12 protein-coding genes and 2 pseudogenes are annotated in these 15089 nt (G+C 42.9%); 12 read left to right on the top strand and 2 right to left on the bottom strand.

Going from position 1 to position 15089, the window contains the following annotated elements; translation table 11 throughout:
* The 9 genes and pseudogenes from FTT63_RS07305 to FTT63_RS07265 all read left to right on the top strand — a co-directional run.
* A pseudogene (locus FTT63_RS07305) lies at positions 1-116 on the top strand (IS6 family transposase); the annotation flags it as partial.
* 867 nt (positions 117-983) lie between these two features.
* Positions 984-2099, top strand: coding sequence for a bifunctional 3,4-dihydroxy-2-butanone-4-phosphate synthase/GTP cyclohydrolase II (gene ribBA, locus FTT63_RS07300; protein WP_075174726.1), 1116 nt, complete (start codon positions 984-986; stop codon positions 2097-2099).
* Positions 2100-2118: 19 nt separating this feature from the next.
* The gene (gene ribE, locus FTT63_RS07295) at positions 2119-2589 is read left to right on the top strand and encodes a 6,7-dimethyl-8-ribityllumazine synthase (RefSeq protein WP_005181338.1); all 471 of its coding nucleotides are present in this window, start codon (positions 2119-2121) and stop codon (positions 2587-2589) included.
* Positions 2590-2593: 4 nt separating this feature from the next.
* Positions 2594-3043 (top strand): transcription antitermination factor NusB, encoded by a 450-nt coding sequence (nusB, locus tag FTT63_RS07290; protein WP_005181335.1) that lies wholly within the window; start codon positions 2594-2596, stop codon positions 3041-3043.
* 16 nt (positions 3044-3059) lie between these two features.
* On the top strand, positions 3060-3977 hold the full coding sequence (thiL, locus tag FTT63_RS07285) for a thiamine-phosphate kinase (protein ID WP_180192139.1): 918 nt from the start codon (positions 3060-3062) through the stop codon (positions 3975-3977).
* 22 nt (positions 3978-3999) lie between these two features.
* On the top strand, positions 4000-4476 hold the full coding sequence (locus tag FTT63_RS07280) for a phosphatidylglycerophosphatase A (protein WP_104472366.1): 477 nt from the start codon (positions 4000-4002) through the stop codon (positions 4474-4476).
* 18 nt (positions 4477-4494) lie between these two features.
* Positions 4495-5859: a bifunctional UDP-N-acetylglucosamine diphosphorylase/glucosamine-1-phosphate N-acetyltransferase GlmU gene (glmU, locus tag FTT63_RS07275; RefSeq protein ID WP_180192138.1), complete on the top strand. Its 1365-nt coding sequence runs from the start codon at positions 4495-4497 to the stop codon at positions 5857-5859.
* Positions 5860-5871: 12 nt separating this feature from the next.
* Positions 5872-7710: a glutamine--fructose-6-phosphate transaminase (isomerizing) gene (gene glmS / locus FTT63_RS07270; protein WP_180192137.1), complete on the top strand. Its 1839-nt coding sequence runs from the start codon at positions 5872-5874 to the stop codon at positions 7708-7710.
* Positions 7711-8352: 642 nt separating this feature from the next.
* A pseudogene (locus FTT63_RS07265) lies at positions 8353-9315 on the top strand (IS481 family transposase).
* A gap of 9 nt (positions 9316-9324) precedes the next feature.
* Here the strand turns inward: FTT63_RS07265 and FTT63_RS07260 are convergent.
* A complete protein-coding gene (locus FTT63_RS07260) occupies positions 9325-9813 on the bottom strand; it encodes a GNAT family N-acetyltransferase (RefSeq protein WP_104426883.1) in 489 nt (162 codons plus the stop codon).
* Entirely contained in the window at positions 9803-10069 is a 267-nt protein-coding gene (locus tag FTT63_RS07255; protein WP_039890759.1) for a DUF1778 domain-containing protein, read from the bottom strand. Before FTT63_RS07255 ends, FTT63_RS07260 begins: the two co-directional genes overlap by 11 nt.
* A gap of 428 nt (positions 10070-10497) precedes the next feature.
* On the opposite strand from FTT63_RS07255, the gene FTT63_RS07250 reads away from it, so the two are divergent.
* Genes FTT63_RS07250 through FTT63_RS07240 form a run of 3 tightly spaced genes read left to right on the top strand, consistent with a single transcriptional unit; the run spans position 10498 to position 15087 of the window.
* A complete protein-coding gene (locus FTT63_RS07250; protein WP_104483766.1) occupies positions 10498-11301 on the top strand; it encodes a TnsA endonuclease C-terminal domain-containing protein in 804 nt (267 codons plus the stop codon).
* A complete protein-coding gene (locus FTT63_RS07245) occupies positions 11288-13408 on the top strand; it encodes a Mu transposase C-terminal domain-containing protein (protein ID WP_163146241.1) in 2121 nt (706 codons plus the stop codon). Before FTT63_RS07250 ends, FTT63_RS07245 begins: the two co-directional genes overlap by 14 nt.
* Positions 13405-15087, top strand: coding sequence for an AAA family ATPase (locus FTT63_RS07240; RefSeq protein WP_152342148.1), 1683 nt, complete (start codon positions 13405-13407; stop codon positions 15085-15087). Before FTT63_RS07245 ends, FTT63_RS07240 begins: the two co-directional genes overlap by 4 nt.
* The last annotated feature ends 2 nt before the right edge of the window (positions 15088-15089 follow it).

Raw genomic sequence — 15089 nt, 5'->3', positions numbered from 1 at the left:
CCACAATTAAAGGTATTGAAGTCATGCGTGCACTACGTAAAGGACAAGCATCGTCATTTTATTATGGTCAGCCTCAGGGTGAAGTGTGTCTAATCAACAGGGTTTTCGGTCTCTAAGTACTTTTTAAAGGGAACATCATCGACTCAAATCTCTATTTGCAACAGTGCCGTGGTGAGCTGGATGAAGCGGTAGTTGCTGAAATTAACCAGACTTTGCTGCAATACAAGGTAAACTTTTTCCGTGAACAGCAACATCTGACTGATCTTGAGTAGTCCACCAATAGACGATATTTGTCTAGGAGAGTAGTGGCAGTCCACAGAGAAGAATTTGATGATATATACATTTTTACCATATGATAAATTTTTATTTTAAATTAAATTTATTGAAACCAAAATCTAGGTGACTTTTATAAAATAAAAAATCTAAAATAAAGTGACCAAAACAACATGAAATGATCTAAATTGATCAAAATTTTACTCCACCAAAAACTATATACCAGTAATTAAATCATATACTTATAATTAAGGTCATTTAATAGAATAAATCTCGGTGACCTTGCCAAGGTTGGGGTCGCGAGTTCGAGTCTCGTTTCCCGCTCCAGATTTAAAAGGCCCTAGTCGAAAGATTAGGGCTTTTTTATTGCCTATTCTAAAATTTTTGAACCTCACCCCAAGCCTGTTCGCCATTCCTGTTTTATCTGGCTGATTTAAATCGTAGTGTAAATGTATAAAAGCGTTTTTAAAAAAATTCTCGGTTTTTGCGGCTTGCTGTTTATATTTTTATACAGATCAATTGCTTAAATATTCTGCACAATTCAAGCTTTTTCCAGGCGCCAGCCCTTTTCAAGCCAGCAGCCACTGTGTATAACAATGAAGCAGACCGGGAAACGGATAAGCATAGGCAAAACCTACGAAAAAGCGTTAGACTATGCCACAATTAATGTCATGAAAATGTCCGTTGAGACAAAAAGAAGGTGAAGGTTGATGCCGCTCAATACAGTTGAAGAGCTCGTAGCAGATATCCGTGCAGGAAAAATGGTTATCTTGATGGATGATGAAGATCGTGAAAATGAAGGCGATTTAGTCATGGCTGCCACGCATGTTCGCCCGGAAGACATCAACTTTATGATCACCCATGCGCGTGGTCTGGTTTGCCTGACTTTAAGCAAAGAACGTTGCCAGCAGTTAAATCTACCCTTGATGGTAGATGCCAACGGTGCTCAGCATGGCACCAACTTTACCCTGTCGATTGAAGCCGCAGAAGGCATCACCACCGGAATTTCCGCGGCTGAACGTGCGCATACCATTCGCACGGCGGTTGCTGCTCATGCCAAACCGGCCGATATTGTCCAGCCGGGTCATATTTTCCCGCTGATGGCGCAACCAGGTGGTGTGCTGCACCGCGCCGGTCATACTGAAGCCGGCTGTGACCTGTCCCGTTTGGCCGGTCTAGAGCCAGCATCAGTGATTTGTGAAATTATTAAAGAAGATGGCACTATGGCGCGTCGTGCCGATCTGGAAGTGTTTGCAGAAAAACACGGTCTGAAAATGGGCACCATCGCCGATCTGATCCATTACCGCATGACCAATGAACAAACTGTTGAGCGTCTGGATCAGCAAACGATTGATACCGAATATGGCAGCTTTGACCTGTATCGTTACCGTGAACTGGGTAACCCGGATATTCATCTGGCGCTGGTCAAAGGTGAGCCAAAAGATGGCGTGACCACCGTCCGTGTGCATGGTTTTAACCCAACCCGTGACCTGCTAAAACTAAACAAGCAAGATGGTGAACCGGCCTGGAACCTGGACCGTGCCTTAAAAGAAATCGCCAATAGTGATCGTGGCGTACTGGTCTGGATTGGCCAGCGTCATCTGCAGGATTTAGGTCCGGCACTGGACAGCTTAAATGCACCGAAGAAAAGCAAATCCAATGCGGCGCTGTCTCAGCAGTATCAGACCATTGGTGTCGGTGCACAGATTTTACGTGATTTAGGTGTTGAAAAAATGAAGCTGCTAAGCTCGCCATTACGTTTCAATGCCTTGTCCGGCTTTAACTTGGAAGTGGTGGAATACGTCACCGCACAACAAACAACTTAAGAAATCATCGAGGTTTGCTATGGCAGTTCGCCGTATTGAAGGTATGTTACATCTCGCGAGCGAAGGCCGTTACGCGATTTTAGTTGGTCGTTTTAATAGCTTTGTGGTGGAACATTTGCTGGAAGGTGCCATCGACACATTGAAACGTCATGGTGTATCAGAGGATAATATCACTGTTGTTCATGCACCAGGGGCGTGGGAACTTCCGGTTGTTGCGAAAAAACTGGCAGCATCTGATCGTTTCGATGCCATTATTGCACTGGGCGCGGTGATTCGTGGCAGCACGCCTCACTTCGACTTTGTTGCAGGCGAATGTGCCAAAGGTTTAGGTGTGGTTGGCCTGGACACTGGCTTACCGGTCATTAACGGTGTATTGACTACGGATAGTATCGAACAAGCGATTGAACGCTCGGGTACAAAAGCAGGTAATAAAGGTAGCGAAGCTGCTTTAACTGCAATTGAAATGGTTAACTTGTTAAAGGCTATTTAACGCTATGTCGCAAACACTTCAAGCAACTTATGCAGCAAAACGTAAAGCACGTCGTTTTGCTGTACAAGGAATTTATGAATGGCAGATGAGCCACAATCCGGTGCACGAGATTGAAGCACGCACGCGTGTCGAAAATGCCATGCACAAAGTGGATCTCGGCTATTATCATGAATTGTTGACTCAAGTGGTTGCCAATCATGAAGCATTGGATGCGCTCTTAATCCCTGTGCTTGACCGCGAAATTGATGCCCTTGACGGCGTTGAACTCGCAACCCTTCGTCTGGGCGCCTATGAATTGAAAGAACATCTGGAAATTCCATACCGCGTGGTTTTAGATGAAGCCATTGAGCTGGCAAAACATTTTGGCGGTGCAGACAGCCATAAATACATTAACGGTGTTCTTGACCGTTTGGCCAGCTCATTACGTGCAGCAGAAAAACAGCAATCTAAATAATTGACAGATTGATGCGATGGCTGAGTTTTCCATTATTGACACCTATTTCAATCGGCAGCACGGCAGTTCTGTCGACTTAGGTGTTGGTGATGACTCAGCCGTGCTGACTCCTCCCCCACAGCAACAGCTGGTGATTTGCGCCGACACGCTGGTTGCTGGACGACACTTCCCACTAGAGACTGATCCACATGCCATTGGCTGGAAATCTGTTGCAGTCAATCTCTCCGATATTGCTGCCATGGGTGCCACGCCGCACAGTATTCTACTGGCCTTGAGCCTATCCCAAATTGATCACGACTGGCTGAAAGCCTTTAGCCAAGGTCTGTATGATTGCTGCGATCAATTTGGGGTGCGCTTAATTGGTGGAGATACCACCCAAAGTCCGCATTTAACCTTATCCGTGACCGCCTTGGGCTGGATAGATACCGGTCAGGCGATTACTCGCGCCGGTGCCCAGCCGGGCGATTATATCTGTGTCAGCGGCACCGTCGGTGATGCCGCCTTTGGCCTGAAGCATCCGGGACATGCGCTGCAGCAGCGTCTGGATTATCCAACCCCGCGCTGCGAACTGGGCCAGCAACTGAAAGGTCTGGCCTCGAGCATGATTGATGTTTCAGATGGTCTGGCCCAAGACCTCGGACATATTCTTAAAGCCTCAAAGGTTGGTGCTACGCTGGATCTGGATCTGTTACCGCTTAGCGATACTCTGCGTCATTTACCTGACACACAGCGCTGGCAATATGCGCTGGCTGGCGGCGATGACTATGAACTGTGCTTTAGCATCAGCCCACAGCATTTTGAACAACTTTTACAACAACCGCTGAATGTCCGCGTTACCAAGATTGGACAAATTCATGCAGCACCCGAACTTCATTTTGTGCAGAATGGCGTAGATCATTCGCTCCAATTCCAGGGATACCAACACTTTGCCTAAACCTGCCATTCATTTTAAAGCGATGAGCTGGCCCGACCGCCTGGTTGTCTTCTGTGGGGTCGGGTTTGGATCAGGCCTGTTACCCAAAGCCCCCGGCACCTTCGGCTCGGCCTTTGCGCTGCTGTTTATTCCGCTGTGGCTGTGGCTTGGTTTTGCCTATTCGGTTGTGGCGATTCTGCTGATGTCACTGGTCGGGATTTATATCTGCGGGCAAACCGCACGGGTCATGGGCGTCCATGATGATGGCCGTATTGTCTGGGATGAGTTTGCCGGACAGTCGATTACCTTTTTACCGCTGATCTATTTTGGCCAGATGAATACGATGTGGGTCATTGCAGGCTTTGCCCTGTTCCGGCTGTTTGATGTCTGGAAACCCTGGCCCATCCGGGTGATTGACCGTCAGGTCGATGGCGGCTTTGGCATTATGCTGGATGATCTGATTGCCGGACTCTGGGCAGCAATCTGTATTTTAATTTATCTTTATTTTATTTTGGTTTAGCAATAACTAGGATTATACATGTCTACCACCGTGATTATTCTTGCCGCAGGGAAAGGAACGCGTATGCGCTCCAGCCTTCCGAAAGTGCTTCAACCCCTTGCAGGACGCCCGCTTCTGGGTCACGTGATTGAAACGGCACAACAATTACAAGCAGATAATATTATTACCATTTATGGCCATGGCGGCGAACAGGTACAACAGGCCTTTGCCCATGAAACGGTTCAATGGGTGGAACAGGCCGAGCAGCTCGGGACCGGACATGCGGTCCAAATGGCGCTGCCGGTACTGGGTCAGGATGGTGTTTCAATTATTTTATCCGGTGATGTGCCGTGCATTAGCCAGGCCACCTTACAGCAACTGGTCGAAGCCAGTCAGGCTACCGGTATTGGTCTGGTGACGCTGACCCTGCCAGATGCGACCGGTTACGGCCGTATTGTGCGTGACAATGGCCAGATTCAGGCCATTGTTGAACATAAAGATGCTTCTGAGGCACAGCGCCAGATTCAGGAAATCAATACCGGCATTTACTGCGTCAGCAATGCCAAATTGCATCAATGGTTACCAAAGCTGTCCAATAACAATGCGCAGGGCGAATACTACCTGACCGATATTGTGGCCATGGCCATTGCCGATGGCATGCAGGTGGCTTCGGTTCAGCCGGAACGTGCCTTTGAAGTCGAAGGTGTCAATGACCGGGTGCAACTGGCCGCCTTGGAACGTGAATTCCAGAACTTCCAGGCCAAACAGTTAATGCAGCAAGGCGTGCATCTGATTGATCCAAGTCGCTTCGACTTACGTGGTTCACTCAAAGTAGGTCAAGACGTACGTATCGACATCAATGTGATTATTGAAGGTGAAGTTGAGCTCGGCGATCGCGTTGAAATTGGCGCAGGCTGTGTGATTAAAAACAGCAAAATTGCGGCCGGTACCAAAGTTCAGCCGTATAGCGTCTTTGAAAATGCTGTTGTCGGTGAAGATGTACAGATTGGTCCATTTGCCCGCTTGCGTCCGGGTGCAGTGCTGGCCAATGAGGTACATATTGGCAACTTTGTTGAAGTCAAAAACACCCAAATTGGTGTCGGCTCCAAAGCCAATCACTTTACCTATTTAGGCGATGCAGAAGTCGGCGCCGGTTCCAATATTGGCGCAGGCACCATTACCTGTAACTATGACGGCGCCAATAAATTCAAAACCATCATTGGCGATGCGGCTTTCATTGGCTCAAACAGCTCGCTGGTGGCACCAGTAACCATTGGCAACGGCGCAACGGTGGGTGCCGGCTCGGTAATTACCCGTGATGTGGCTGACCATAGCCTGGCCTTTGAACGCTCAAAACAGTTGAGTAAAGATAATTATCAACGTCCCCAAAAACTGAAAAAATAAGAGGAAAAGATTATGTGTGGTATCGTCGGTGGCGTTGCAGAACGTAATATTAGCAATATCCTGATTGAAGGCTTAAAGCGTCTGGAATACCGTGGCTATGATTCCGCCGGTCTGGCGCTAATCAATGGCGGTCATGTATTACGTGAACGTCGTGTCGGGAAAGTGGCCAATCTGGAACAGGCGGTTATTGAAGCTGAATTAACCGGTTCGTTGGGGATCGCACACACGCGCTGGGCGACCCATGGCAAGCCCACTGAAAACAATGCCCATCCGCATATTTCAGGCAATGTGGCGGTGGTGCATAACGGGATTATTGAAAACTTCCAGGAACTCAAAAATGATCTGGAAGCGCTTGGTTATGTATTTACCTCGCAAACCGATACTGAAGTGGTTGCGCATCTGGTCAATGATGCCCTGAAATCCACCCCAAGTTTACTGGAAGCAGTGAAACAGGTGGTGCCACAACTCAAAGGTGCTTATGCGCTCGGTATCATCCATACCGATCATCCGGATGAACTGATTACCGTTCGTGAAGGTTCACCACTGGTAATTGGCGTCGGGATTGGCGAGAACTTTATCAGCTCGGATCAGCTGGCCTTGTTGCCAATCACCAATCGCTTTATTTATCTGGAAGAAGGTGATATTGCCCGTTTAACCCGTGAAACCATTGAAGTTTTTGTGGATGGTCAGCTGGTGAATCGTCCGGTGAAAGAGCTGGATGCGACGGTCAGCAATGCCTCTAAAGGTGAATACAAGCACTACATGCTTAAAGAGATTTATGAGCAGCCAGAAGCGATTCAGCAAACCATTTCTCAGGCCTTAAATGGCAATGCGCTGCGTGAAGACTTTCTGGCCCAGGCCGAGCAGGACTTCGCCAGCATCCAGCAAGTGCAGATTATTGCCTGCGGTACCAGTTACCATGCCGGCATGATTGCCAAGTACTGGTTTGAACAGCTGATTGATGTACCGTGTCAGGTCGAAATTGCCAGCGAATACCGCTATCGTACGCCAGTGATTGTTAACAACACCCTGTACATCTGTATTTCCCAATCGGGTGAAACCGCCGATACCTTGGCTGCACTGCGCGATACCCAAAAACGTGCTGCGGCCAAAGGCCTGAACATCTGCACCATGGCAATTTGTAACGTAGCCACCTCGTCAATGGTGCGCGAAACCCATCACAGCCTGTTAACTTTGGCTGGACCGGAAATTGGCGTAGCATCAACCAAAGCCTTTACCACGCAACTGGCTGCGCTGATGCTGCTGATTCTGAAGATTGGTCAGGTCAAACAGAGCATTGCAGACAAGACCGTTACCGAGATTATCGCGGAGTTGTGGCATACGCCAAAAGTGATTCTGGATACCCTGCAACATAACCCGGCGATTCTGCACTTATCCGAGCTGTTTGTGGAAAAGAACCACTGCCTGTTCCTCGGCCGTGGCACCCAGTTCCCGATTGCGCTTGAAGGTGCCCTGAAGCTGAAGGAAATTTCCTATATTCATGCCGAAGGTTATGCCGCCGGTGAGCTGAAACATGGTCCGCTAGCTCTGGTCGATAATGAAATGCCGGTGGTGATTCTGGCACCAAAAGATGACATGCTGGATAAACTGAAATCCAACATGGAAGAAGTACAGGCCCGTGGTGGCGAGCTGTTTGTGTTTGCTGATGAGCACAGCGGCATTAAAACCAAAGAGCGTCAGCATGTGGTACATATTCCATCAATCAGTGCGGTGCTGGCACCAATTGTCTACAGCATTCCGGTCCAGCTGCTGTCCTATCATGTTGCGGTACTGCGCGGTACCGATGTGGATCAGCCACGTAACCTGGCCAAATCGGTGACGGTAGAATAAGCACAACAGAAAAAGGCTGGTTCTTGTGTTCGTATAATTAAGTTTGTACCAAATAATTAAGTTTAGATTTAATTATTTAAGTTTGGATATTAATGAAGTAAACGAACAAAACCCTACCCTGTAGACCCAGTGATTCTTCACCAAGTCTACAGGGTTTTTAATATAATTAAATTCAAATTAGAATCAGACTAGAAATATAAAATTATTACTAATGTATTCAATTATATAGATATATAAAAATCTCACCCTAGATTCAAAAAGCATCCCTTTTTGACCTCACCTTGAAAACATTTCATTTTTATTTAAAGTATGCTTCGCCTTTCTGCGCAAGAATTCGCATTTTAAAGCGGGAGAATCTTATACAAACTTAATTTCATCTAAAATTAAAGATACTAAATTTCAATACAAACTTAATTTTAAAATTTAAAAACCATTAGTAATATATATCAAAAATTTATGATAAAAAATAAAACAAACTTAATTAAATTACCATAATTAGACGCAGTATTTGGTCATAAAGCAAAATAAGGGATAAGGAACTATGTGCAAACTCTGAATAAGCCTATTAGCTATTCCTGTTACTAGGTGTTTAGTCCCAGATTTTAATGGTGCAATATTCTCAGATAAATGGAAGGAAGCACTATGGGACAAGTTCTACACAGCAGCGCCACAACGACACAGACAGTGCGTCGAGCAATACAAAATAGTCAAGAGAGCTTAAGAACGCTAGCCAAGCGTTACGGCATCAATCAAAAGACCGTCGCAAAATGGAAGAAACGTACTTCAGTAGATGATCTTACAACCGGGCCAAAGAATCCTCGCTCAAGCGTGTTATCGCTTGAAGATGAGGCGGCAATTGTTGCTTTTCGAAAACGCACTTTATTACCACTAGACGATTGCCTTTATGCACTGCAGCCGAGTATTCCTTATCTGACACGCTCGTCGTTACACCGCTGCTTGCAGCGGCATGGTATTTCACGACTGCCTGAGGTACAAGGTGATCGCCCTGTCAGGAAGCGCTTCAAGAGCTACCCCATTGGTTACTTTCATATCGACATCGCTGAGATGCAAACAGCACAGGGTAAGCTTTATCTCTTCGTTGCCATTGATCGAACTTCCAAGTTAGCGTTCACTGAATTGCATACTAAAGCCAGTAAGATGGCAGCCGCGGAGTTCCTGCGCAATTTGGTTAAGGCTGTGCCCTATAGAATCCATACAGTGCTAACAGATAATGGCATCCAGTTCACGAACCGCACCTGTGATCGCTACGCCTCTGAGCACATCTTTGATCGTGTTTGTACTGAATGTGGCATTGAACATCGTCTTACCAAGGTTAAGCATCCATGGACCAATGGAAAGGTCGAGCGGATGAACCGGACGATTAACCAAGGGGGTCAGTTTTTAAATGCTGTTAGGGGGTCATTTTTACACTGCCGCTAACAATGTATTCACCTTGCTGATTTTATTGCTGCATACAACTTCGGCCGCAGACTCAAAACATTCAGGGGCCTGACTCCCTACGAGTTCATCTGCAAACAGTGGACAGATGAACCTGAATTTTTTAAGATTGATCCGATCCATCAAATGCTGGGACTAGACACCTAGCAGCCCACCTTATTTAAAATGAGGTATTTCATTCACTGGATATATTAATGTTAATGGATTTGATGTTAATGAGATAAAGCCAAACCGCTGATAAAACTCCATAGCTTTTTGATCCTTAGCATGTATTACAACAAAATTTACGCCAATAATTTGAGCAACTTTTGAAACTTGTTTAAGAGCATGTGCTAAAAGTACTTTTCCAACTCCTTGCCCCTGTGCTGCTTGATCAACGGCAAAGCGCCCCACAACCACACAAGGTAAGGGATAACGAGGTAATCGTTTAGTGAGAACAGCATCAACCCCATCAAATCCTATAGAGGTACTTGATAGACAATAAAACCCCCTCACCTGTGCATCATCATCAATAGCAACATAGGTTTTACTTGTTCCTGATTTCTGATGTTGGGATGCATATTGTTTTATGAACTTATTTAAATCATCTTGCCCACAATTAAATGATTTTTTCTGATGATGGGCTTGTAAAACCTCAATTTTCATCCAATAAACTCATTAAATTTTTCATCTCATCATTTGCAGGGCGCGGATTTTCAAGCAAATTCATTAACATATCACGATCAGCATTATTTACTTTTAACTCGTGATTAGATTTAAGTAATTCTTTTGCTCGTTCAAATGAGGATTGGATCATAAAGGAACTCACACTAAGACCCAATAAATTCGCAGCTTGCTCAATTACATTCTTTGCATCTACGGTTGAACGAACATTGATTCGTTCTGTTGCTAAGTTAGCCATATTTTCCACCAATTTGTACATCATAATGATGTACAAATTATAGCAGATTAAGGTAGTACTCTAACATCCAAATTTACATATTTTGTTCTAAAATATTTGGAATAGAAAATAAGAATTTTACTATGAACCAGAATGAATGGTCGGGTTTGAGTCTGAATATGCAGTTGGTTTACATAAGAATATGCAACGATGTTTACTAAGATGTAATTTGAATACTTTTGCCTATCATCAACGTTTTTTAAACTCATCAATTGAGTATTAAAATACCAGATTAATTATTAAGTTAATGAATTAAATAAATAATTAAATAAAAATTATAAAATTTTGTTTGTATATAAATATATTTAAGTTTGTATATTTTTGCCAAATACAAAATCTCCCCCTTTCAGATATGATCAATTATCCACCAAAACCCACAGGTCTTCTGTATGGCAAAAATTATAAAAAACTATGAAGAACTAGTAACAGAAGGGTATGGCCAGGGCCATGGACGCGATTATAAACCTTGTAAAACTGTTCAAAACTTCAGTTCAATTGGTCGCTCTCACAGAGTACAAGGCCGTGTCAGTAAACGTCTTCATCACTTATTTTCTGATCTAGAGCTATCCACTTTTTTACTACTTGATTGGAATCAGAACGTTACAGATATTCGTGAACATTACCCTTTAGATATCTATGATCTTAACTCTATATGTTCTCGTTATCGGATGAAAAAGGTATCGGTTGATTATATACCGTTTACCCTATCTTCAGATTTTTTAGTTGATTTTGGTAAATTTTCCATAGCACTTGATACTCTTTACAGTAAGGATCTGAATAAAGCTCATGTTATTGAGTCATTAGAAATTAAACGTCGTTACTGGGAAGAAGAGCACAATACGCCGTTCAAGTTGATTACTGAAAAAGACATTCCTGCTACGGTACTAGAGAACATTAAATGGTTGTATGTAGAAAAAAATGACCTTGAAATAACAAGTCACATGATTGATCTAGCAGTTTATTTTATGGAAGAAATTAGCCAGTACCCTCAAAGCTCATTAATCCAATTTTGTAAGCATTCTGACCAAACTCAAAAAATGGGTATCGGAGCGACGCTCGCATTGTTTAGAAAATTATTTGCCCTGCGAATACTTCAATTTAATCTAGAAATTTCGTACTTGGAGCTTAAACTCTCTGAGATTCATGCAAGTAATTTGCTCCAGGATGAGAATACAGTCCATGCAACTAATTAATTCAGTTTACATCTTGAATTCAACACAATACCGAATACTCAAATTTTTACCGCAGTATACGGTATGGATTGCGATTGATAATAAAAATGCTTTCCCTGAACTCATTTTGTCCAAGGAGCTTAAAATCCTCTCAGAGGATCAAAGCCTGATACCAGCACAAGATCCTTACGAATACTTAAAACGATTAAACTTGAGTAAAAATTCTATTCAACTCAAAAAAAGAGATGAAAACTTTTCCATTATTCAAGATCTAATTAATGATGAGCACGTGCTTATCAATGCAAAAATTAGGACTGCAAAAATTAAAACTCTACATCTAGAAAAAGAGGTATCAATTAATAAAATTCTACGACTACTAAGACGCTACTGGCAGCGTGGTCAAACTATAAATGCTTTGGTACCAGATTATGAAAACTCAGGTGGAAAAGGCCAAAAAAGAACGATAGGTGATAAAAAAATTGGCAGGCCACGCATCTATGAATCAAATGAAGGTAAAAATGTCACTGAACAGGTTGAATTATATTTTAAGAAAGCCATCGAAGGGTATTTAGTTCCTATCAAAAAACAATCCATTAATGACACTTATCTTCGGTTTAAAAATTTATTTTCTAAGCACTTTCCTCAAGTGCAAGCTGCAGATATTCCGACATACGCTCAATTCTATTATTTTTATAATACACAATATAGAAATGGTAAAAATTCAAAGAGAGTTCTAACCAATCAGAAAACCCTGAAAGATCACAAACCTCTGACTTCAACAGCGACCAAGCAAGCAAATGGTCCTGGTGCACGTTATGAGATAGATTCAACAGTCGCTGACATCTACCTTGTATCATCACGAGATCCATCACAGATTATTGGCCGACCTACCGTATATATTGTTATCGATGTATTCAGCAGAATGATTGCTGGGCTTTATGTCGGCATGGAAAACAGTTCATTTAACACAGCTATACAATGCCTCAGCGTTGCAGTCCAAGATAAAGTGACATTCTGTCAGAGTTATGGCTTGCAAATACAATCGGAAGACTGGCCTATTTATGGTTTACCTGGTGCCATACTTGCAGACCGCGGTGAACTCATTGGTTATCAAATTGAACTTCTTGAAAAAAACTTTTCTGTTCGTATTGAAAATGCGCCACCCTATCGAAGCGATGCCAAAGGTATTGTAGAGAGAGCTTTCGGAATCATTCAGTCACGCTTTAAATCCTACGAGAATATTGGTGTTGTTTCTGGATTCAAGGAAAAAAAGAAAGGCGGACATGATTATCGACTAGAAGCTTGTCTAACTCTGGAAGAGTTCAGAAAAATCATATTAAGCTGCGTCTTGTTACGCAATAATTTTGATATTTTGACAAAATATGATCGTAGTGCCGATATGCCGACTGACCTACCTTCTATCCCCCTTAAGCTCTGGCAGTGGGGTCTACAGCACCGTACTGGGATGTTGAGACAAGTAGATAGTAAATCACTATCTGTTGGCTTGCTACCTAGGATGGATGCTTCATTAAGTGACCACGGGCTTAAAGTCAAAGGATTAGTCTATCAATGTGTGGAAATGCATAAACAGGGCTGGTTTATTCGAAACACTGCAAAATCTCGTCCCAAAAAACTACAGATTGGTTTTGACCCATATTCAGTAAATACTATATATGTTTTCTTTAATGAAAATAAATTGGAATACTGGGAAGCACATTTAAGTGATGCTTCACGTCAATATCAGCATTTAACATGGTGGGAAGCTGAACAAATCTATAAGGCAATTAAAATTGTTGAAAAACAACATTCACAACTGAAATCTGTAGCTGTCGTTGAATTACAGGATTTCACTGACAAAATCATCCAAACTGCACAAAGTCGACAGACCCAAGCAGGAGTGCATCAACTTTCTAAAGCACAACGTACTAGAGATATCCGCCAGAACAAACAAGAAGCGATTCAAGTGGAACGTGCAGAACACCTCCAAAACAGGCCTTTTAATTCTATCCGAACTATCCATCCCAACCAAAATAATACTCAAACACCCCCATCTCAAAATAGCAATCTGGATTTGACCAGTCAGCCAGATTTAATGAGACAATTATTCGAAGAGGACGATGAAGAATGAATAATAATGAACTCGCGCTCAATACATCGATAGAAGACATCTATGGGGATAATCCTCTTATTACTCAATTACCGCCTATCCTTGACACTAAGTCGGTCATTAAACACCTACGAGGGAAACTGAAATTTATTCCAGAGCAGCGTTTCTTGCCCCAACCCGAAAGAATCCATCTGATTGCTCAATTGCCTCATGATTTTTTTCAACCACTGACCAAACATCTATCCCTTGAGCAAAAAATTTCTATTATGATTCGGCAAGGTTATGTGAGTAGAAACATCACTAATGGTGATAGACATCGACATTTACACGCTGCTTTTCAGCAACTAGAACCATCAAATGAAAGCTGTTACCGCTATGCACCTCCAGAGTCGACTGCAACTAGCATGTCAATTATAGGATGTTCGGGAAGCGGTAAAACAACGACAATGAACAAAATTTTGCGTTATTACCCGCAAGTGATTGAACATAGAGAGCTGGGATTAAAACAAATTGTTTACCTTAAAATTGATTGTCCGCATGACAGCTCTTTAAAAAACTTATGCTCAAACTTTTTTAGAGCAGTAGATTTAGCATTAGGAGATACAAACTTCGAGCATCGTTTCACCAGAAGTCGCTTAAATGTGAATGCCATGCTGCAGCAGATGAAAATTATCGCAAATAATTATTCAATTGGACTTTTAATCATTGATGAAATCCAGCATTTGAATACAAAAAAATCTGGCGGGGCTGAAATCATTCTTAATTTCTTTGTCACCCTTGTGAATGTGGCATCCATTCCAATTGTGATGATTGGGACACCCAAAGCCAATGAAATTCTGCAAGAAGACTTAAGATCAGCTAGACGCAGTGCAGGATTAGGCTCTTTAATCTGGGAACCTATGCGCAATGAAGCACCCACTCCCGATCCTAGCACCCCTGATCAAATGATCATTTCTGAATGGTATGCTTTCACCAACAAGCTGTGGCAATATCAATGGGTTCAACAACCAGCTGAACTGACCGATGAATTAAGAAACACTTGGTATTATTATACGCAGGGCATTCCAGATTTAGTGGTTAAACTGTTCTGCTTGGTGCAGATTCATGCAATCACCATTGGTCTGGAAAAAATTACATCTGAACTTTTTAAAAAAGTCTACGAAGAACAATTACAGCCAGTCCACGATATTTTGGATGCACTCCGCTCAGGCAACCCCACACGTATTGCACGGTATTCTGACTTAACTATCCCTCAAGTTCAAATTGAGGAATATGTTGAACAACACCGTTTAAAAGCTGCATTAAAAACGGAAATACAGCGTAAAGATCTAGGACCACATTATTCCACACTTATAGGTATGCTAACGGCCTTAGGTCACCCCGCTGCTACAATAGATCTGCATGTCACTTCTGCATTAAAAAAATATCCAAACGAGAACTTACAGGTACTACTCCAGCATATTCTGGAAGTATTAGACGGCTCTGTAGCAAAAGATAAATTGGACCAGCCTCAGACCACAACTTCGGTAAGAAAACCAAGAACATCACGCAAAGTCATGAAAGCAGAAGAATGGAAGAGCACTGAAGCCAATGACTTACGGAATTTTTTCAGTCAAGCACAAGAAAAGGAAGTAGATGTTTATGAGCTATTAAAATCATCTCACTATTTGTTTGATCCCACCTCTCCTGTGTTGCATTAAAC

The organism is Acinetobacter sp. C15 (assembly GCF_013420645.1).
In the GTDB taxonomy this organism is placed as follows: domain Bacteria; phylum Pseudomonadota; class Gammaproteobacteria; order Pseudomonadales; family Moraxellaceae; genus Acinetobacter; species Acinetobacter indicus.
The sequence above is the reverse complement of the archived record's forward strand: the minus strand, read 5'-3'. Positions and strand labels throughout refer to the sequence as shown.